The sequence below is a fragment of the uncultured Alcanivorax sp. genome, from assembly GCF_947258575.1.
GTDB lineage: Bacteria > Pseudomonadota > Gammaproteobacteria > Pseudomonadales > Alcanivoracaceae > Alcanivorax.
The window spans coordinates 481,266-498,544 of sequence record NZ_CAMYIV010000012.1 but is presented as its reverse complement, the minus strand read 5'-3'; the positions used below and the strand labels follow the sequence as shown (position 1 = coordinate 498,544).

Genomic DNA, 17,279 nt, shown 5'->3' with positions numbered 1-17,279 from the left:
CATTTTTTGTCCAGCGAGTTGCTATCGTTGTGCCGTGTAGCCAGCCTACATAAGCAGCGATAGCAGCTCGCTGGGCGGAAAAGGGCCCAGCCCTTCGGGTTGTGGCCCAAAACGCGCCACTCGGCGTTGTTCGTCGTTCATTTGGAAAAACCAAACATCTCTCCTCACGTCTAGATTGGCACGTTTTGGGCCGCAACAGGGGCCACAAAAATAGCGGGAGCAGGCCCTAGTTAAAGTTCACCGCCGGCGCCTGATCCGCATCTTCCGCGGTGGCTTCGTAGGTGTCGCGCATTTCCATGTCGCTGTACAGGAAGCTGTGCCACAGCCGCCCGGGGAAAGTCCGGATTTCGGTGTTGTACTGCTGCACGGCGGCGATGTAATCACGGCGCGCCACGCTAATGCGGTTTTCCGTGCCTTCCAGCTGCGATTGCAGCGCCAGGAAATTCTGGTTGGCTTTCAGGTCCGGATAGCGTTCCGCCACCACCATCAACCGTTGCAGGGCCGAGCCGAGCTGGCGCTGGGCCTGCTCGAACTGTTTCAGTTTTTCCGGATTCTCGAGCATGCTGCCGTCCACCTGGATGGAGCCCACCTTGGCCCGGGCCTCGGTCACGTCCACCAGCACTTCCCTCTCGTGACTGGCATAGCCCTTCACGGTGTTGACCAGGTTGGGGATCAGGTCTGCCCGGCGCTGATACTGGTTTTCCACCTGTGACCAGGCGGCTTTTACCTGTTCGTCGTAGGTGGGAATGTTGTTGATGCCACAGCCGCTGAGCCAGCCGGCCAGCATGACCAGAAAAAGGCTACGCCAAAGTGTCATGGTTCTCTGCTCCTTCAATCCAGAATGACAGCGGTTCCTTGCGCTTGTCGTCGCGCAGGCTCGCCAGTAACTGCTGTTTTTCGCCACGGGTCAACCGCTTGAGGCGGGCTTCCAGCCGCGAGGCCGAGGCCCGATCACCGGCGGGCACCAGCAGCACCGGCTGTACCGGCCGGCGGGCACGGGTGTAACGTGCACCTTTCGGGCTGTGGTTGTGCTCGTAAAGGCGTCGAGCCGGCTCGGTGCTGATACCGGTATAGAGCGTCCGGTCCGCACAGCGCAGCATATACACCCACCACTCTTGCATGGTTTTTACATCCCACTTTTTACTGGCTGCTATGATGCCAGAGACGTTCAAGACAACAAGGATGAAAAAATGATTACCTACCTTTACTGGTTTCTCGTTGCAGTACTCGTCATCGGTGCCCTGTTTGGCATCGGCGTGCGGCTGGGCAAATGGAAGCCGGCGCTGATTATTGCCGCCGTGATCTGGTTGGTAGCCACGCTGGCCTACTACTTCTGGCTGGAACAGATTTTTGTGAAACGCTTTGGCGGCACCATGAACATCAAGGTGCCTGAAGAGCAGTACCACATCGGTGCCACCTGGAAGGGCGACAACCTGTGGATCCAGAATTACGATCCGCAAACCAACGAGTGCATCTTCCAGGAATATTCCCGGGGCAACATGCTCGAAGGCAAGGTCGTGCTAAAGAACTGTGACCCGCTGCAGGGCACCGGCATGGTGCTGCCGAAAGACCCGGCGCTTAAGTAACCGCCTCTCAGTAGAGGGCGGGACCACCAGCGAATGCAGCTCCACAGATAGCCGCTTCGGTTCCGCCCCCTTCCCCTGTTCCGATGATGCGGCTACCCTTCCGCCTTTCACTGACCGGAACAGGACGCCCCATGAGCAATTCCCTTCAAACCCTGATGTTTGCCTTGAACCTGGTACCCGATGCCGTCGCCTTCGAGCAGGTGCAAGAGGTGATTGCCGAGCACTACACCTACACCCCTACCCGCTTTACCAACGGCAGTGGCGGTGACCAGGTGGTGAATGAGGCCGGCAGCAACGAGGGATCCTGCAAGATTTTTGCCTTCGCCAAACTCAACAAGCTGTCAGACGCCCAGACCCTGGCCTGCTTCGGGCATTTCTATCGGCATGACGTTCAGGGCAACCCGGACGGCACCGATCACGCCAATATCCGCACCTTCATGCGCCACGGCCTGAGCCAGGTGCAATTCGATGGCGACGCCCTCGTTCCTCGATAATGTGACCCCCTTCGCGCCATCTTGATCAGCTTTCGTGAATCCTGTGCAGACAATTTCATGGAGAGATCATCATGGCGCGCTATCTGGGCCTGCTGTTTGCGTTGTTACTGACCCCCGTGGCTCACGCGGCGGACGGCTGTGCCGACGCTCTGGATACCACCGTCAGAAAGCTGCATTCCCAGCAGACGCTGGATCTGTGTGCCCTGACCCGCAACAAGCTGACGCTGGTGGTGAACACCGCCAGTCAGTGTGGCTACACCCCGCAGTTCAAGGATCTGGAGGCGCTGTACCAGAGCTATCGGGAACAGGGGCTGATTGTGGTGGGCTTCCCCTCGGATGATTTCCGCCAGGAGCTGAACAGCGAGTCCGATACCGCGGAAGTCTGCTATGTGAACTACGGCGTGACCTTCCCCATGGCCGCCACCAGTTCGGTAAAGGGCGACAATGCCAACCCGGTATTCCAGGCCCTTGGCACCGCCACCCAGGCGCCGGGCTGGAATTTCAACAAGTACCTGATAGCGGCAGACGGCTCCCTTATTCGGCATTTCCCGGCAGCGGCGGAGCCGCGCGGTGGTGAGCTGGAAGCGGCCATCCGCGATGCATTGAACCGGTGACCTCAGCCAGGAGGTAGATGCCTCCGGCGGAGGCTGATATTGTGAACGGTCACCCATTATTACCCGGCGGTGAGTCCTGTGAAGGTTCGCAGCAGTAAAGAACAGCAACGCCATCAGCTTGAGCGCGATATGGAGCGCTATCTGTCCAAGGGCGGAGAGATCAAGGAGATCCCCCGTGGCGTCAGTGGTACCGATCCTGTGCACGGCAAAGGGCACCAGACTGTGCTGTTCAACGGCCCCCGCCAGCCCCCGCGCACCGATCTGAGCCAGGTGGCCGCCACCATCGACGCGCGCAAGCACAAACCCCGCCGCCAACGACTCACCAACCGCCCCACCCGCAAGCTGATTTATGATGATTTCGGCGAACCGCTACGCTGGGTGTGGCACGACTGATAACACCTTGAGAAGGATCTGCAATGAAACGGCTTTTGCTGCTGGTATCCCTGTTTATGATGAGTCAGACCGCGTTCAGCGACATCATTGAAACCCCGGTCACCCTGCCCGACGATCTGGGCACCGGCGTCATGTACCTGAATGACAAACAGAAAAAACCCGGGCCCGGGGTGATCGTGATCCACGAATGGTGGGGCCTGAACGATTACGCCCGCGATCGCGCACGCATGCTGGCCCGGGCCGGTTACACCGCCCTGGCGGTGGACATGTACGGCACCGGCAAGGTAGCCACTCACCCCAAGGATGCGGAAGCCTTCATGAAATCCGCCATGGCCGAGCCGGAAAAGATGAACGCCCGCTTCGAAGCCGCCCGCAAGATGATGCTGAAACAGCAGCAGGTAGAAGCAGGCCGTCTGTTCGCCATCGGCTACTGCTTCGGCGGTGGCGTGGTACTGAACCAGGCCCGCATGGGTACCGACCTGGCCGGCGTGGCCAGCTTCCATGGCACCCTGGGCACCGACACTCCCGCCCAGCCGGGTGACATCAAGGCGCGCATTCTTGCCGCCACCGGCCAGGCCGACCCGATGATTCCTGCCGAACAGGTCACCGGTTTCGTCAAGGAAATGACCGAGGCCGGCGCCGACTTCCAGCTGCTCAGCTTCCCCGGCGTCAAGCACAGCTTCACCAACCCGAAGGCGGATGCGGTAGCGGAACGCTTCGACATGCCGGTGGGCTACGATGCCCATGCGGACCAGGTAAGCTGGAAAGCGCTGGTGGATTTCATCGAACATAAATCCCACGCGGAATAACCGCACCAGTTAGGGGCATTGCCGTTGGCAATGCCCCGTCACTGCCCACCTTTCTGCCCGATTCGTTTTCCTTCTGCGCCAACCCCCTGATTTTCCTCAGCCTCACCACTTGGCATCCCCTTTGCTTTACCAAAAGAAGAGGAATCGAATGGCCACGTTGCCATTAGGGAGCCTCTAAGTGACTCCTTGGATGCTCAGTCTTTAAGGGGTCATTCAGAGGCTCCCAACTCAACACAAGTTGCACCAATAGACCGCTAGGGTTCCGGTCGCCTGCGCCAACAAACCGCGCGCAGCCGATGCCTGGTCCGAGAGCAGTCGACCTTCTTGCAGTCGTTTCGCAGCACATGCGGCTGAAGGTTACACGGCGGGACAAAAGCCCGGGAGGACACGATGACCGCGTTGTCATTGGATTCCTCATCGTCCGTAGCCAAGGAGGTCCGAGATGACCCTTTCCGTACGTAAGACCGCTGCCGTTGCAGCACTTGCCCTGTCCACATCCCTGATGCCGGTCACCGCACTGGCCAAAGATTCCTTCAGCGTCTGCTGGTCCATCTATGTGGGCTGGATGCCGTGGGATTACGGCGCCCAACAGAAGATCGTCGACAAGTGGGCCAACAAGTACGACATCGAGATTGATGTGGTACAGATCAACGACTACGTGGAATCCATCAACCAGTACACCGCCGGTGCCTATGACGGCTGCGCCATGACCAACATGGATGCGTTGACCATTCCCGCTGCCGGCGGCGTGGATTCCACCGCCCTGATCGTGGGTGACTTCTCCAACGGTAACGACGGCGTGGTGCTCAAGGGCACTGACAAGCTGGCCGACATCAAGGGCCAGCAGGTCAACCTGGTAGAACTGTCCGTTTCCCACTACCTGCTGGCCCGTGCCCTGGAAACCGTGGGGCTGACTGAGCGCGACCTGACCGTGGTGAATACCTCGGACGCAGATCTGGTGTCCGCCTTCACCACCAAAGGCGTCACCGCCGTGGCTACCTGGAACCCGCTGCTCAGCGAAATCACCGCCATGCCGGACAGCCACAAGGTGTTCGACTCCGCGCAGATCCCCGGTGAAATCATCGACCTGATGGTGGTCAACACCGACACTCTGGAAGCCAACCCGGATTTCGGCAAGGCGCTCACCGGTGCCTGGTACGAGATCATGGCCACCATGTCCGCCGATGATGAGGCCGGCAAGGCCGCCCGTACCTTCATGGCCAATGCCTCCGGTACCGACCTGGCCGGCTATGAAGCCCAGCTGGATTCCACCCGCATGTTCTACCAGCCCGCCGAGGCCGTGGCCTTCGTCAACAGCCCGGCACTGAAAGACACCATGCAGAAGGTGGCGGAATTTTCCTTCCAGCACGGTTTGTTGGGTGAAGGCGCTCCGGATGCCGGCTTTGTGGGTATCGAAACCCCGGCGGGCATCTATGGCAGCGACAGCAATGTAACGCTGCGCTTTATCCCGGATTACATGGCCATGGCAGCAGAAGGAAAGCTGTAACACCGCAAACACGTCGCACGCTGGCACGCACCACGCCAGCGTGCGGGGTCCGGCCTGTTGCGAATTCAATCACCGGGAATTGCCATGAAAAAACTGATCAACCGTCAACCGGGACGTGTCGGTGCCTGGGCACTGGGCCTGCTGCCCTTCGTGCTGCTGCTGATTGTCTATATGGTGGCCTCCGATGCACGCCTGACGGAAAACCCCAACGACAAATTGCTGCCGGCGCTGGGCAGTTTTGTGGACGCCATCCAGCGTATGGCATTCGAACCCAGCAAGCGCAGCGGCGACTATCTGTTGCTGAACGACACCCTGGCCAGCCTGCAACGGCTTGGCATCGGCGTGGCCATCAGTGCGCTGGTTGCCCTGGTGGTGGGGATCGGCAACGGCACCATTCCCTATATCCGCTCGACCCTGTCACCGCTGGTGACCGGCCTGTCACTGGTACCGCCCATGGCGATCCTGCCGGTGCTGTTCATTATTTTCGGCCTGGGTGAACTGGCCAAGGTAATGCTGATCATCATCGGCATTACCCCCTTTCTGATTCGTGATCTGCAGCAACGGGCGTTGGAAATTCCGGAAGAGCAGATCATCAAGCTACAAACCCTGGGCGCCAATACCTGGCAGATCATTACCCGCCTGGTATGGCCGCAACTGATGCCGCGATTGATCGGCGCCGTGCGGTTGTCCCTGGGCCCGGCCTGGCTGTTCCTGATCGCCGCCGAGGCCATCGCCGCCACCGAAGGGCTGGGCTATCGCATCTTCCTGGTACGGCGCTATCTGGCCATGGATGTGATTCTGCCCTATGTGGTGTGGATCACCCTGCTGGCCTTTGCCATCGACTTTCTTCTGCGTCGTTACTCGCAATGGCGCTACCCCTGGTTCCATCAACAGGCTCATTAAGGGAGATCCGTGGTAATGGCTATCATCGAAATGAAAAACCTGTGGAAGGAATACGGCGACCAGGTAGTGCTGGAACGCCTCAACGCCACCGTCCAGGAAGGTGAGTTCGTCACCATCGTCGGCGCCTCCGGCTGTGGCAAAACCTCCTTCCTGAAACTGCTGCTGGGCACCGAACAGGCCAGCCGTGGTGAACTGCTGCTGGATGGCCAGCCCCTGCCCGGCGAACCAGACGACAGTCGTGGCATCGTGTTCCAGCGCTACTCGGTACTCAACCATCTGACCGCCCTGGAAAACGTCATGCTCGGCGGCGAACTGCAGCACAGCCCCTGGCTGGGTTTCAGTTTTGGCAAGCGTCGCAAGCAACTACAAAAAGACGCCCTGGCCATGCTGGAAAGCGTGGGCCTCAGCCACGCCGTGGACAAATACCCCCATGAACTCTCCGGCGGCATGCAACAACGCCTGGCCCTGGCTCAGGCGCTGATCAAGAAACCCCGCATCCTGCTGCTGGACGAACCCTTCGGCGCCCTGGACCCGGGCATTCGTGCCGACATGCACAAGCTGGTGCTGTCGCTGTGGAAAGAACAGCGACTCACCGTGTTCATGATCACCCATGACATCAACGAAGGCTTTTACCTGGGTACCCGGCTGTGGGTGTTCGACAAGCCCCGCCTGGACCCGCAGGCCCCCGGTGCCTATGGCGCCCGGGTGACCTACGACCTGCCGGTGGGTGATTGCGAAAGCGGCACCCTGACAAACATAAATCGAAGCGTGGGCAATACCAGCCGCGTTCTCCACGACATCCTCTAAGGAGCGCCTGATGAGCGACAGTCTTTACACCACCATCCTGCCCGGCAGCGCCCACTGGTCGATGCGGGTACGCCGTGGCATGCAACTGCGATTTACCGACGTGGAAGGTGGCGCCAACCTGTCCCTGCTGATGTACAACCCGGAAGACCTGCTGGAACGCTACAACGCCCCGGACACCTTGAAAGGCCAGCACACCTTCAAGCTGACCCGGGGCAACTGCCTCTACTCGGACATGGGCCGGGTGTTTGCCTCCATGGTCGACGATGATTTCGGCTGGCACGACACCGTCTGCGGCACGCTCAGCGAAAAAAGTCTGAAGGAAAAATATCAGGTGCGCTCCTACCAGGATTGTCACAACCAGTGGACCCTGAGTGGCGAACACAGTTTCCTTACCGAACTGGCCAAGTACGGCCTGGGCGAACGGGACCTGGCCGCCAACCTGAATCTTTTTTCCAAAGTCATCACCGACGATGACGGCAACCTGATCTTCGATGCCAGCGCCGCCCGCGCCGGTGCCAGCGTCACCCTGCGCTTCGAGATGGACACCCTGGTGATCCTGCATACCTGCCCGCACCCGCTGAACCCGGCGGCAGACTATCCGATGAAACCGGTACAGGTAGAAATGCTCAAAGCCGCCCCGCTGGCCGACGACGATTACTGCAAACACTTTCGCCCGGAAAACGGCCGGGCCTTTGAAAACAATCGCCTGTACCACCTCGGTTTGTAACCCGCCGTAGGAGCGTCCCTGGCGGCGCGATCCAGAGGAGAGAAACATGATCAAAGAAAGCCCAAGGCAACCGGAACAGGCCAGCTTCCGTGAAGTGGTCGCCGCCGGGGATTACTTCATTCACACGGTAAAAAAAGGCCAGACCGTTCGCCTGCTCGATCTGCAAGGCAACCAGGCCGCCGACACCCTTTTCTACAGCGCCGCCGATCCGGCGGAACGCTACAGCGCCATGGATACCATTCGCGAGCAGGGCAACGTCTACCTCACCGCCGGTAGCGTGCTGATGTCCAACCGCATCAACCCGCTGCTGGAAATCGTCGCCGATACCTGTGGTCGCCACGACACCCTCGGCGGCGCCTGCGCCACGGAAAGCAACACCGTGCGCTATGACCTGGAAAAGCGCTGCATGCATGCCTGCCGGGACAGCTGGATGCTGGCCGTCAACCAGCACCCGGAGTTTGATCTGGGCAAACGGGACATCACCCATAACATCAACTTCTTCATGAATGTGCCGGTCACCGCCGACGGCGGCCTCACCTTCGAGGACGGCATTTCCGCCCCGGGAAAATATGTGGAACTGACCGCCTGCATGGATGTGGTGATGCTGATTTCCAACTGCCCGCAGCTCAACAATCCCTGCAACGGCTACAACCCCACACCCATTGAAGTGCTGATCTGGAATCACTGATTTATCCGCATTTCCCCGGGGACGACCCCGGCGGCCAGAGAATGCCATGACGGGACGACCCGTCAGCCGTCAAAGAGACATCGCCATGTTCAACAAAGTGTTGATTGCCAATCGAGGCGCCATTGCCACCCGTGTTATTGCCACCCTGAAAAAAATCGGCGTTACCGCCGTGGCCGTCTATGCGGAAGCAGACCGGGATTCCCTGCATGTGACCCAGGCCGACGAGGCCTACTGTCTGGGTGAAGGCAGTGCCCGCGACACCTATCTGAATCAGGATGCCCTGTTTGCCCTGATGGAACAGCACGGCATCGAGGCGGTGCATCCCGGCTACGGATTTCTCAGTGAAAACCCGGATTTTGTGCAGGGCTGCGAAGCCCGTGGCATTGCCTTTATCGGCCCGACGCCACAACAGATGGACACCTTCGGCCTGAAACACACTGCCCGTGCGCTGGCGCAAAACACCGGCGTCCCCCTGCTGCCCGGTACCGATCTGCTCACCGACAAAGAGGCGGCCCTGGCAGCCGCAGACAATGTCGGCTATCCGGTGATGCTGAAAAGTACCGCCGGTGGTGGCGGCATCGGCATGCAGATCTGTGAAAGCGCCGCCAGCCTGGACAAGGCCTGGGACACGGTGCGCCGATTGAGCGCCAACAACTTTTCCAACGATGGCGTTTTTATCGAAAAATATATCGCCCGTGCCCGTCATATCGAGGTGCAGGTTTTCGGTGATGGTCAGGGCCATGCGGTCACCCTCGGCGAGCGCGATTGCTCCGCCCAGCGCCGCCACCAGAAAGTGCTGGAAGAAACCCCCGCCGCCAACCTACCCGATGCGGTTCGCAGCGAACTGCAGGCCACCGCCAAGGCACTGATGGAAGCAGTCAGCTACCGTAATGCCGGCACCGTGGAATTCATTCTCGACCAGGACAGCAACGCCTTTTATTTTCTGGAAGTGAATACCCGCCTGCAGGTGGAGCACGGCGTCACCGAACAGGTTTACGGCGTAGACCTGGTGGAATGGATGCTGAAACTGGCCGCCGGTGAGTTGCCATCGCTGGATACCCTGGCCGCCAACCTGACCGTGTGCGGCCATGCCATCCAGGCGCGGCTGTATGCGGAAGATCCCAACAAGGATTTCCAGCCCAGCGCCGGGCTGCTCACCGCCGTCACCTTTCCCCAGGCCGACGGCCAGGCACTGCGTATTGATCACTGGATCGAAGCCGGGCTCACCGTCTCGCCTCTGTTCGACCCCATGCTGGCCAAGGTGATTGTTCATGAAGCCAGCCGCGACGCGGCGCTGGCCGCCCTGGACAAGAGCCTGGAAGAAACCTGTATCGAAGGCATCGAAACCAATCGTGATTATCTGCGCAGCATTCTTGCCGACCCGGTGTTTGCCGACGGCCAGATGACCACCCGCTACCTGAACGACTTCACCTACCAGCCGTTCACTCTGGACGTGCTGGCCGGCGGCACCCTGACCACGGTGCAGGATTACCCCGGGCGCAGTGGTTACTGGCCGGTGGGCGTACCGCCGTCTGGCCCTTTCGATGCCCTGAGTTTTCGTTTGGGCAATCGCCTGCTGGGCAACGAGGAAAAGGCGGCGGGGCTGGAGTTCACTCTCAACGGCCCGACCCTGAAATTTAATCAGGTCACCCGCATCGCCCTCACCGGGGCAGACATGCAGGCAACCCTGGATGGCAACCCGGTTCCCGGTTATACCGCCATTGCCATACAGCCGGGCCAGACCCTGAAGCTGGGCAAGGTGGTCGGCGAAGGCGCCCGTGCCTACCTGGCCATTGCCGGTGGCATCCAGTGCTCCCCTTATCTGGGCTCGCGCAGCACCTTTACCCTGGGTCAGTTCGGTGGCCATGGGGGTCGCGCCCTGCGCACCGGAGATGTGCTGCACTTCTCCCCGGACAACGGCGCCGGCAGCGATCTTGTGGTGCCGGAAAATCTGAAGCCAGCGCTGAACAACCAGTGGACCCTTCGCGTGATCTACGGCCCCCACGGTGCGCCGGACTTCTTTACCGACGACGACATGGCCATGTTCTTCAGCACCGACTGGCAGGTGCACTACAACTCCAGCCGCACCGGCGTGCGCCTAGTGGGCCCCAAGCCTGGCTGGGCCCGCAGTGACGGCGGCGAAGCCGGCATGCACCCGTCCAACATCCATGACAATGCCTACGCCGTGGGTACGGTGGATTTCACCGGTGACATGCCGGTGATCCTGGGCCCGGACGGCCCCTCCCTGGGCGGCTTTGTCTGCCCGGCCACGGTGATCCTGGCGGACCGCTGGAAACTGGGTCAGTTGAAGGCCGGCGACACCCTGCGCTTTGAGGCTATCAGTCTGGCCGATGCGGATGCGCTGGCCGCAGAACAGGACGCCTGTGTGGCCGCCCTGAGCGCACCGCAACAACAGGTCAGCCCGGCCCCGATCACCACCCCGATTCTTAATCGTCTGAGCGAAAGCGACGCCGGCGTGGAGGTGGTCTACCGGGCCGCCGGTGACCGTTACCTGCTGGTGGAATACGGCCCCCTGGTGCTGGACCTGCGCCTGCGATTCCGTGCCCATGCGCTGATGCTATGGCTGCAGGAACAGCAACTCGATGGCGTCATCGAACTGACCCCGGGCATTCGCTCCCTGCAGATTCATTTCGATCCGCGACAACTGCCCCGCACTGATCTGCTGGAAAAGCTGGCCCAGGCAGAACATGCCCTGCAACAGCAGGACGATCTGGAGGTGCCCTCGCGCATCGTGCATATCCCGTTGAGCTGGGATGACCAGGCCTGCCATCAGGCTATCGAAAAATACATGCAGTCGGTGCGCAAGGATGCGCCCTGGTGTCCGTCCAATCTGGAATTTATTCGCCGCATCAACGGCCTCGACAGTATCGATGACGTCAAGGAGATCCTGTTCAGTGCCCGCTATGTGGTGATGGGACTGGGCGATGTGTATCTGGGCGCGCCGGTGGCAACCCCTTACGACCCCCGCCACCGGCTGGTGACCACCAAGTACAACCCGGCCCGCACCTGGACCGCGGAAAACTCCGTGGGCATCGGCGGCGCCTACCTGTGCGTGTATGGCATGGAAGGTCCCGGCGGTTACCAGTTTGTCGGCCGCACCCTGCAGATGTGGAACCGTTACCGGCAGACCGAAGCGTTTGATCAGCCCTGGCTACTACGCTTCTTCGATCAGATTCGTTTCTACGAGGTGAGCCACGAGGAACTCAATCAGATTCGTCGGGATTTTCCCAAGGGCCAGTACCCGATCCGCATCGAAGAGACCACCTTCAGCCAGAAGGACTACCAGCAGTTTCTTGATGACAACCAGCAGGACATCACCACCTTCACCGACGCCCGCAATCGGGCCTTCGATGAAGAACTGCAACGCTGGGTGGCCAGCGGCCAGATCAACTTCCAGTCCGAGCAGGATCTGGATGCGGACAACAGCGCCGAGCCGGTGGAAGGCACCCCGGTGGAATCCCCAGTGGCCGGCAACATCTGGAAGCTGAACGTGGCCGAAGGCGATACCGTGCAGGAAGGCGATGTGGTGGCGGTGCTTGAATCCATGAAGATGGAAATCGAGATCAGTGCCCCGCAGAGCGGCAAGGTGGTGGCCATCACCCGGCAGGAAGGCCAGCAGATCAATGCCGGCCAGGCGATCATGGTGCTGGACTGAAGCGATCAGACATCCCCCGTCTCCTCTCAAGGGCGGAGAGGGAAGGATTGAAGATCAGGCTCGGTGCCCGGCCATTACCATCGCAGCATTCGCACCAAGCCAGACCGGTTCAACCGCCTTCATTACTGGCCTCCTGACGACGGGGGCGGCGCACCAGTTCCCCCCGGCAATTGGGGCAACGGCTGGCATGAACGGTGCAACAATCCACACAGTACGTGCATTCGTAGGAACAGATGTAAGCTTCTGCCAGGGCCGGCAGGGAACGCTGGCAGGTCTCGCACTGTGTTTTCATTTTCAGCATGGGAACGTCCTTGCAGGCTGCTAATGCGCCTTCACTTTCTGTTTGTTGCAGCGTTCGCAACGATACACCGTCACCAGCTTTCCCTGCTTCACATCGAATTGCTTGTCCTTGCACACCACCCACTTATGAAAGCCATGCTGGCACATGCCTTTGCGCGGGGTTTTCTTTTCCGGTTTTTTGAACGGCAGAATATCGCCCATGACCACATTACATCTTGATAACGATCCACCGAGGATAGCGTAATTTCCCGTTCAAAGCGCCAGCAATAACCCAATCCCCAGCACCACCTCGCCGACAAGAAACAGGGCCGGAAACCGCTCCAGCCGACCATCAACCCCCCAGGCAACCAGACGACCCACCGCCATGCCCAACAGGGCCACACCGACCGTCAACACCACCCCCGGCTGCCAGTGCGGCCAATGGCCACTCAATAACAGCAGGGCGCCCATGGCGACACCAAACCCTCCATACACGGCTCTGGCCTCGTTGCGCGCGGCCATGGGTAATGTGGGCAGATCCACCATTCCGGTTATTCTTTGCGGAGCGATCAGCGCCAGCAGGCCCATGGCGAGAAAGGCGATTGCAGTAATCAGGATCATCGGTAATTCCCCTATTCAGATAGCGGTAGCCGGAAGCACGTCCAGACAGAGTGCGCCGCCGGTATGGTTAGGATAGATTCAGATCAGAGTCCGCTGATCAGGGAAGAGAAACAATTACCTCAGAGGTAATGGTGAAGCCTGCCGCCCTCTTTCATGCTTAACCGGAACTCAGACAACCCCGCTCCAGGAGAGCCCATGCAAACCGGACAGATACTCGCTGAACTGCGCAAGACACGGCGACTGAGCCAACTGAATCTGGCCCTGCGTGCGGAGGTGTCCAGCCGTCACCTGAGCTTTATCGAAACCGGCCGCAGCCAGGCAAGCGCCCCTATGCTCAAGCGGCTGGCCATGGAGCTGGAGCTGAGCTGCCGGGACACCAACCGGCTGCTGCTGTCCGCCGGCTATGCTCCGGCCTTCAGCAACACCGATCTGGACAGCGACGCCATGGCACCAGTGCGCCAGGCGCTGGAGATCATGCTGGTCAATCACAACCCCTTCCCTGCCGTGGTGCTCGATGCCCACTGGAATGTACTGATGGCCAATCAGGCCCAGCAACAACTGATGAGCCTGATGATGCAGGAGCGCGGCCCCTTCCCACAGACCGCCAATGTGGTGGAGCTGGTGTTTCACCCCCAGGGCTACCGGCCCTTTCTGGTCAATTGGGAGGACGTGGCGAGCTTTCTGTTACGGCGCCTGCACCGGGACCACCAGGCGAGACCGGATCCGCGGCTGGCTAGCCTACTCAAACGCCTGGGTGAACTGGCAGATGTGGAGGCTCTGCTCCACCAGGAGCCGCCCGGTGACCGCAGTGAGCCCATGCTGGCCCTGGAGATTGACCTGGCCGGGCAGCGCCTGCGCAGTTTCTCCACCCTGGCCAGTTTCGGCACCGCTCTGGATGTGGTGATGGAAGAGCTGCGTATCGAGCATTATTTCCCCGCCGATGACGCCACCCGCCGCTGGTTTCGCAAGCAGATTCAATAAGCCCATCGAAGGGGCAGGCGCAAACCCGTATAATTCGCCCCCCGAGAATCAACCGGCAGTGATAATGACTGATTTTACCCCCGGCCAGCGCTGGCTGAGCGAATCCGAAACCGAACTGGGCCTCGGCATCATCAAGGAATTGGATTACCGACTGGTCACCGTGGGCTACCCGGCGGTAGAAGAGGAGCGCACCTACGCCATCAACAATGCGCCCCTGTCGCGGGTCATCTTCAGCACCGGCGACACCATCCGCACCGCCGACGAACTGGAGCTGGTGGTTACCGAGGTCAACGAACTCAACGGCCTCAAGGTCTACATGGCTCACCCGCTGGGCCAGCCGGAAGATATACAGCCGGTGCCGGAAACCCATCTGGGCCACAAACTGCGCCTGACCACCGCGCTGGACCGCCTATTGTCCAACCAGCTGTCCTCCAATCGCTGGTTTGAACTGCGTGTGGATGCGCTGAACGCGCACTGCCAGCAACAGCAGTCCACCATCAAGGGGCTGCGTGGCCCGCGCATCGACCTGATCGGCCACCAGCTCTACATTGCCGACCAGGTGGCCAATCGCTTCGCTCCCCGTGTACTACTCGCCGACGAAGTCGGCCTGGGTAAGACCATCGAAGCCGGTCTGATTCTCCATCAGCAATTGCTCAGCGGCCGCGCCAAACGGGTGCTGGTGGTGGTGCCTTCGCCGCTGGTGCACCAGTGGTTTGTGGAAATGGTGCGTCGTTTCAATCTGCACTTTTCCATTTTCGATGCGGAACGGCTCAACGCTCTGCAGCCGCAAACCAGCATCAAGGACATGCTGGCGCAGATTATCGAAGAGGAAAAAGCGGCGGCGGAAAGCGAGGACGAGGATAACGAAGAAGACGCGCAGCAGACCTGGGACAACCCTTTCCTCAGTGAACAGCTGATCCTGTGCAGCACCGATTTTCTTGCCGAGTGCGACATCGACCAGCTGGCGGCAGCGGACTGGGATCTGCTGGTAGTGGATGAAGCCCACCACCTGGAATGGGCACCGGATGCCCCCAGCGACGACTACCAGCGGGTGGAAACCATCGCCCGCCAGGCCCGCGGCCTGCTGCTGCTCACCGCCACCCCGGAACAGCTCGGCCTGGAAAGCCACTATGCCCGCCTGCGCCTGCTGGACCCGGATCGCTACCCGAGCCTGGACGCCTTCCGCGAGGAGCAGTCTCACTACCAGGAAATCGCCAGCCTGGCCGGCAAGCTCCATGACGAGGCCAGCTGGTCCGCAGACCTGAAAGCCGAAGCGGCCCGCCTGCTGCCGGACATGACCATCAGCGAAGACCAGCGTGAGGCGATCCTGGCCGAACTGCTGGACCGCTCCGGCCCGGGCCGGGTGATGTTCCGCAACACCCGCCACAATATTGCCGGCTTCCCGGCGCGCCACGTCCACGGCATTCCGCTTCCCCTGCCGGAGGAGTACCACTACGAAAGCGACGAGGAGCGGGAAGGTCACCTGCACCCGGAAACCCTGTTCCATGACGATCGCTGGTGCACCCTGGACCCGCGGGTGAACTGGCTGGAGCAGTTCTTCAAACAGCACCGCAAAGAGAAGGTGCTGGTGATCTGCGCCAATCGGCACACCGCCACCGATCTGCATGCTCACTGCAACTACAAGCTGGGCATGAACGTGGCCATGTTCCACGAAGACATGGACCTGATCGAGCGCGACCGCGCCGCCGCCTTCTTCGCCGATGATGTGGATGGTGCCCAGGCGCTGATCTGTTCTGAAATCGGCTCCGAAGGCCGTAACTTCCAGTTTGCCCACCATCTGGTACTGCTGGACCTGCCGCTGAACCCGGACCTGCTGGAACAACGTATCGGCCGGCTGGACCGTATCGGCCAGACCGAAGACATCCAGATCCATGTGCCCTACTTCGAGGCCCACGCCCAGGAAGTGCTGTTCCGCTGGTATCACGAAGGCATGGACGCCTTCGAACACACCAACCCGGCTGGCCACGATATCTACCTGCGCAGCCGCGATGCTCTGGAGCCACTACTGTGTGGCGACCCGGAATACACCGCCATTGATGCCCTGGTGGCGGAAACCCGCACCGTTGCCGATGAGCTGCACACCCTGATGGAAACCGGCCGCGACCGGCTGCTGGAACTGAGCTCCTTTGACAGCGAGCGGGCCGAACAACTGAAACAGGCCCTGGCGGACTGTGACGACGACAGCCCCCTGCCCTTCATGCAACGCGTATTCGACCGCTATGGTGTGGATCAGGAAGACCATTCCGACACCGCCGTGATCCTCAAGCCCGGCCAGCACATGCGTGATGCCTTCCCGGGGCTTCCGGAAGAAGGGATCACCATGACCGACAGCCGGGCCACGGCCCTGGCTCGGGATGACATGCAGTTCCTCACCTGGGAACACCCCATGGTCACCGGCAGCCTGGAAATGCTGCTCACCGAACACCGTGGCAAGGCCGCCGTGAGCCTGCTGAAGAACCCCAAGATCAACCCCGGCACCCTGTTGATCGAGGCCATCTACACCATTGATGCCGTGGCGCCTAAATACCTGCAGGCGGACCGCTTCCTGCCTACCTCGGTGATTCGCCACCTGCTCGATGCCAACGGCAAGAACATCAGCCAGGCAATCAGCCACGACGGGCTCAGCCAGCAGTGCCACAAGATGGACAAGCCGCTGAGCCGCAAGATCGTCGGCAGCCAGAAACCGCTACTGGATAAACTGCTCAAGGCCGATGAAGCCCGCGCCGCCGAAGAAGCCCGCGGCACCATCGACGGGGCTCTGGAAAAAATGCGCCTGGAACAGGGCCATGAACTGGCTCGCCTGAAGGCGCTGCAGGCCAAGAACCCGGCGGTGCGAGACGAGGAAATCCAGGCCCTGGAAGCCCAGACTGAAGCCTTGGAGAAAGTGCTCGGCGAAGCCCGCTGTCAGCTGGAAGCCGTGCGCGTGATTGTGGCCGGCGGGGTTTAAGCACAGGCTGTTGCGCTGCCCCAACGACACCACCGCGCTACCCAATGCCTCTATCGTAGGAACGGAGCGTAGCGGAGTAACGCATGTAGTTCCGTGCGGCCCGAAGGGTGAGCGAAGCGAATAACCATGCTTGCATGGCGAACCCGACCGCAGGTCGGCCCGCTAGCCGGTTCGCCATGCAAGCATAGCTCCTACAATGTCACTCATTCGCCGGGCGGGAAATTCC

Annotated in this window: 18 protein-coding genes and 1 riboswitch; of the genes, 13 read left to right on the top strand and 5 right to left on the bottom strand. The window is 60.6% G+C overall.

Going from position 1 to position 17,279, the window contains the following annotated elements; genetic code table 11:
* Positions 1-226: 226 nt before the first annotated feature.
* The gene (locus Q0Y02_RS15825) at positions 227-817 is read right to left on the bottom strand and encodes a LemA family protein (protein ID WP_297770616.1); all 591 of its coding nucleotides are present in this window, start codon (positions 815-817) and stop codon (positions 227-229) included.
* The gene (locus tag Q0Y02_RS15820) at positions 801-1,121 is read right to left on the bottom strand and encodes a GIY-YIG nuclease family protein (RefSeq protein ID WP_297770613.1); all 321 of its coding nucleotides are present in this window, start codon (positions 1,119-1,121) and stop codon (positions 801-803) included. The genes Q0Y02_RS15825 and Q0Y02_RS15820 overlap by 17 nt, the downstream gene beginning before the upstream one ends.
* A 69-nt stretch (positions 1,122-1,190) precedes the next feature.
* Between Q0Y02_RS15820 and Q0Y02_RS15815 the strand changes: the two genes are divergently transcribed.
* The 11 genes from Q0Y02_RS15815 (at position 1,191) to uca (ending at position 12,204) form a co-directional block, all read left to right on the top strand.
* Positions 1,191-1,586 (top strand): hypothetical protein, encoded by a 396-nt coding sequence (locus Q0Y02_RS15815; RefSeq protein ID WP_297770610.1) that lies wholly within the window; start codon positions 1,191-1,193, stop codon positions 1,584-1,586.
* A gap of 131 nt (positions 1,587-1,717) precedes the next feature.
* The gene (locus Q0Y02_RS15810) at positions 1,718-2,080 is read left to right on the top strand and encodes a HopJ type III effector protein (protein WP_297770607.1); all 363 of its coding nucleotides are present in this window, start codon (positions 1,718-1,720) and stop codon (positions 2,078-2,080) included.
* Between the two features lie 71 nt (positions 2,081-2,151).
* A complete protein-coding gene (locus Q0Y02_RS15805) occupies positions 2,152-2,694 on the top strand; it encodes a glutathione peroxidase (RefSeq protein WP_297770605.1) in 543 nt (180 codons plus the stop codon).
* 78 nt (positions 2,695-2,772) lie between these two features.
* Positions 2,773-3,087: a hypothetical protein gene (locus Q0Y02_RS15800; protein ID WP_297770602.1), complete on the top strand. Its 315-nt coding sequence runs from the start codon at positions 2,773-2,775 to the stop codon at positions 3,085-3,087.
* 23 nt (positions 3,088-3,110) lie between these two features.
* Complete coding sequence (locus Q0Y02_RS15795; protein WP_297770599.1) at positions 3,111-3,896, top strand: dienelactone hydrolase family protein; 786 nt, start codon at positions 3,111-3,113, stop codon at positions 3,894-3,896.
* 243 nt (positions 3,897-4,139) lie between these two features.
* Positions 4,140-4,282: riboswitch (guanidine-I (ykkC/yxkD leader) on the top strand.
* A 56-nt stretch (positions 4,283-4,338) separates the two neighbouring features.
* Positions 4,339-5,403 carry a putative urea ABC transporter substrate-binding protein gene (locus Q0Y02_RS15790; RefSeq protein WP_297770597.1) on the top strand — a complete coding sequence of 355 codons (1,065 nt, stop codon included), beginning with the start codon at positions 4,339-4,341 and terminating at the stop codon, positions 5,401-5,403.
* 84 nt (positions 5,404-5,487) lie between these two features.
* A complete protein-coding gene (locus Q0Y02_RS15785; protein WP_035249136.1) occupies positions 5,488-6,306 on the top strand; it encodes an ABC transporter permease subunit in 819 nt (272 codons plus the stop codon).
* 15 nt (positions 6,307-6,321) lie between these two features.
* Complete coding sequence (locus Q0Y02_RS15780; RefSeq protein ID WP_035249140.1) at positions 6,322-7,113, top strand: ABC transporter ATP-binding protein; 792 nt, start codon at positions 6,322-6,324, stop codon at positions 7,111-7,113.
* 10 nt (positions 7,114-7,123) lie between these two features.
* Positions 7,124-7,840 carry an urea amidolyase associated protein UAAP1 gene (locus Q0Y02_RS15775; RefSeq protein ID WP_297770591.1) on the top strand — a complete coding sequence of 239 codons (717 nt, stop codon included), beginning with the start codon at positions 7,124-7,126 and terminating at the stop codon, positions 7,838-7,840.
* Between the two features lie 46 nt (positions 7,841-7,886).
* Positions 7,887-8,528, top strand: coding sequence for an urea amidolyase associated protein UAAP2 (locus tag Q0Y02_RS15770; RefSeq protein ID WP_297770588.1), 642 nt, complete (start codon positions 7,887-7,889; stop codon positions 8,526-8,528).
* Positions 8,529-8,613: 85 nt separating this feature from the next.
* Positions 8,614-12,204 (top strand): urea carboxylase, encoded by a 3,591-nt coding sequence (gene uca / locus Q0Y02_RS15765; RefSeq protein ID WP_297770841.1) that lies wholly within the window; start codon positions 8,614-8,616, stop codon positions 12,202-12,204.
* Between the two features lie 109 nt (positions 12,205-12,313).
* On the opposite strand, the gene Q0Y02_RS15760 is transcribed toward uca, so the two are convergent.
* From Q0Y02_RS15760 to Q0Y02_RS15750, 3 genes are read right to left on the bottom strand one after another with little or no spacing between them, the layout of a single operon-like run.
* Complete coding sequence (locus Q0Y02_RS15760; RefSeq protein WP_297770585.1) at positions 12,314-12,505, bottom strand: DUF1272 domain-containing protein; 192 nt, start codon at positions 12,503-12,505, stop codon at positions 12,314-12,316.
* 20 nt (positions 12,506-12,525) lie between these two features.
* Positions 12,526-12,705: a hypothetical protein gene (locus Q0Y02_RS15755; protein ID WP_035249151.1), complete on the bottom strand. Its 180-nt coding sequence runs from the start codon at positions 12,703-12,705 to the stop codon at positions 12,526-12,528.
* Between the two features lie 51 nt (positions 12,706-12,756).
* On the bottom strand, positions 12,757-13,104 hold the full coding sequence (locus Q0Y02_RS15750; protein WP_297770579.1) for a DUF4345 family protein: 348 nt from the start codon (positions 13,102-13,104) through the stop codon (positions 12,757-12,759).
* 195 nt (positions 13,105-13,299) lie between these two features.
* Between Q0Y02_RS15750 and Q0Y02_RS15745 the strand changes: the two genes are divergently transcribed.
* Positions 13,300-14,085 (top strand): helix-turn-helix transcriptional regulator, encoded by a 786-nt coding sequence (locus tag Q0Y02_RS15745; protein ID WP_297770576.1) that lies wholly within the window; start codon positions 13,300-13,302, stop codon positions 14,083-14,085.
* 64 nt (positions 14,086-14,149) lie between these two features.
* Positions 14,150-17,053 carry an RNA polymerase-associated protein RapA gene (gene rapA, locus Q0Y02_RS15740; protein ID WP_297770573.1) on the top strand — a complete coding sequence of 968 codons (2,904 nt, stop codon included), beginning with the start codon at positions 14,150-14,152 and terminating at the stop codon, positions 17,051-17,053.
* Positions 17,054-17,279 lie beyond the last annotated feature (226 nt).

Excerpts from the sequence above, each read along its gene's own strand:
- Q0Y02_RS15825 (WP_297770616.1), bottom strand. The coding sequence starts at position 817 with ATGACACTTTGGCGTAGCCTTTTTCTGGTCATGCTGGCCGGCTGGCTC.
- Q0Y02_RS15820 (WP_297770613.1), bottom strand. The coding sequence starts at position 1,121 with ATGCAAGAGTGGTGGGTGTATATGCTGCGCTGTGCGGACCGGACGCTC.
- Q0Y02_RS15815 (WP_297770610.1), top strand. The coding sequence starts at position 1,191 with ATGATTACCTACCTTTACTGGTTTCTCGTTGCAGTACTCGTCATCGGT.
- Q0Y02_RS15810 (WP_297770607.1), top strand. The coding sequence starts at position 1,718 with ATGAGCAATTCCCTTCAAACCCTGATGTTTGCCTTGAACCTGGTACCC.
- Q0Y02_RS15805 (WP_297770605.1), top strand. The coding sequence starts at position 2,152 with ATGGCGCGCTATCTGGGCCTGCTGTTTGCGTTGTTACTGACCCCCGTG.
- Q0Y02_RS15795 (WP_297770599.1), top strand. The coding sequence starts at position 3,111 with ATGAAACGGCTTTTGCTGCTGGTATCCCTGTTTATGATGAGTCAGACC.
- Q0Y02_RS15790 (WP_297770597.1), top strand. The coding sequence starts at position 4,339 with ATGACCCTTTCCGTACGTAAGACCGCTGCCGTTGCAGCACTTGCCCTG.
- Q0Y02_RS15785 (WP_035249136.1), top strand. The coding sequence starts at position 5,488 with ATGAAAAAACTGATCAACCGTCAACCGGGACGTGTCGGTGCCTGGGCA.
- Q0Y02_RS15780 (WP_035249140.1), top strand. The coding sequence starts at position 6,322 with ATGGCTATCATCGAAATGAAAAACCTGTGGAAGGAATACGGCGACCAG.
- Q0Y02_RS15775 (WP_297770591.1), top strand. The coding sequence starts at position 7,124 with ATGAGCGACAGTCTTTACACCACCATCCTGCCCGGCAGCGCCCACTGG.
- Q0Y02_RS15770 (WP_297770588.1), top strand. The coding sequence starts at position 7,887 with ATGATCAAAGAAAGCCCAAGGCAACCGGAACAGGCCAGCTTCCGTGAA.
- uca (WP_297770841.1), top strand. The coding sequence starts at position 8,614 with ATGTTCAACAAAGTGTTGATTGCCAATCGAGGCGCCATTGCCACCCGT.
- Q0Y02_RS15760 (WP_297770585.1), bottom strand. The coding sequence starts at position 12,505 with ATGCTGAAAATGAAAACACAGTGCGAGACCTGCCAGCGTTCCCTGCCG.
- Q0Y02_RS15755 (WP_035249151.1), bottom strand. The coding sequence starts at position 12,705 with ATGGGCGATATTCTGCCGTTCAAAAAACCGGAAAAGAAAACCCCGCGC.
- Q0Y02_RS15750 (WP_297770579.1), bottom strand. The coding sequence starts at position 13,104 with ATGATCCTGATTACTGCAATCGCCTTTCTCGCCATGGGCCTGCTGGCG.
- Q0Y02_RS15745 (WP_297770576.1), top strand. The coding sequence starts at position 13,300 with ATGCAAACCGGACAGATACTCGCTGAACTGCGCAAGACACGGCGACTG.
- rapA (WP_297770573.1), top strand. The coding sequence starts at position 14,150 with ATGACTGATTTTACCCCCGGCCAGCGCTGGCTGAGCGAATCCGAAACC.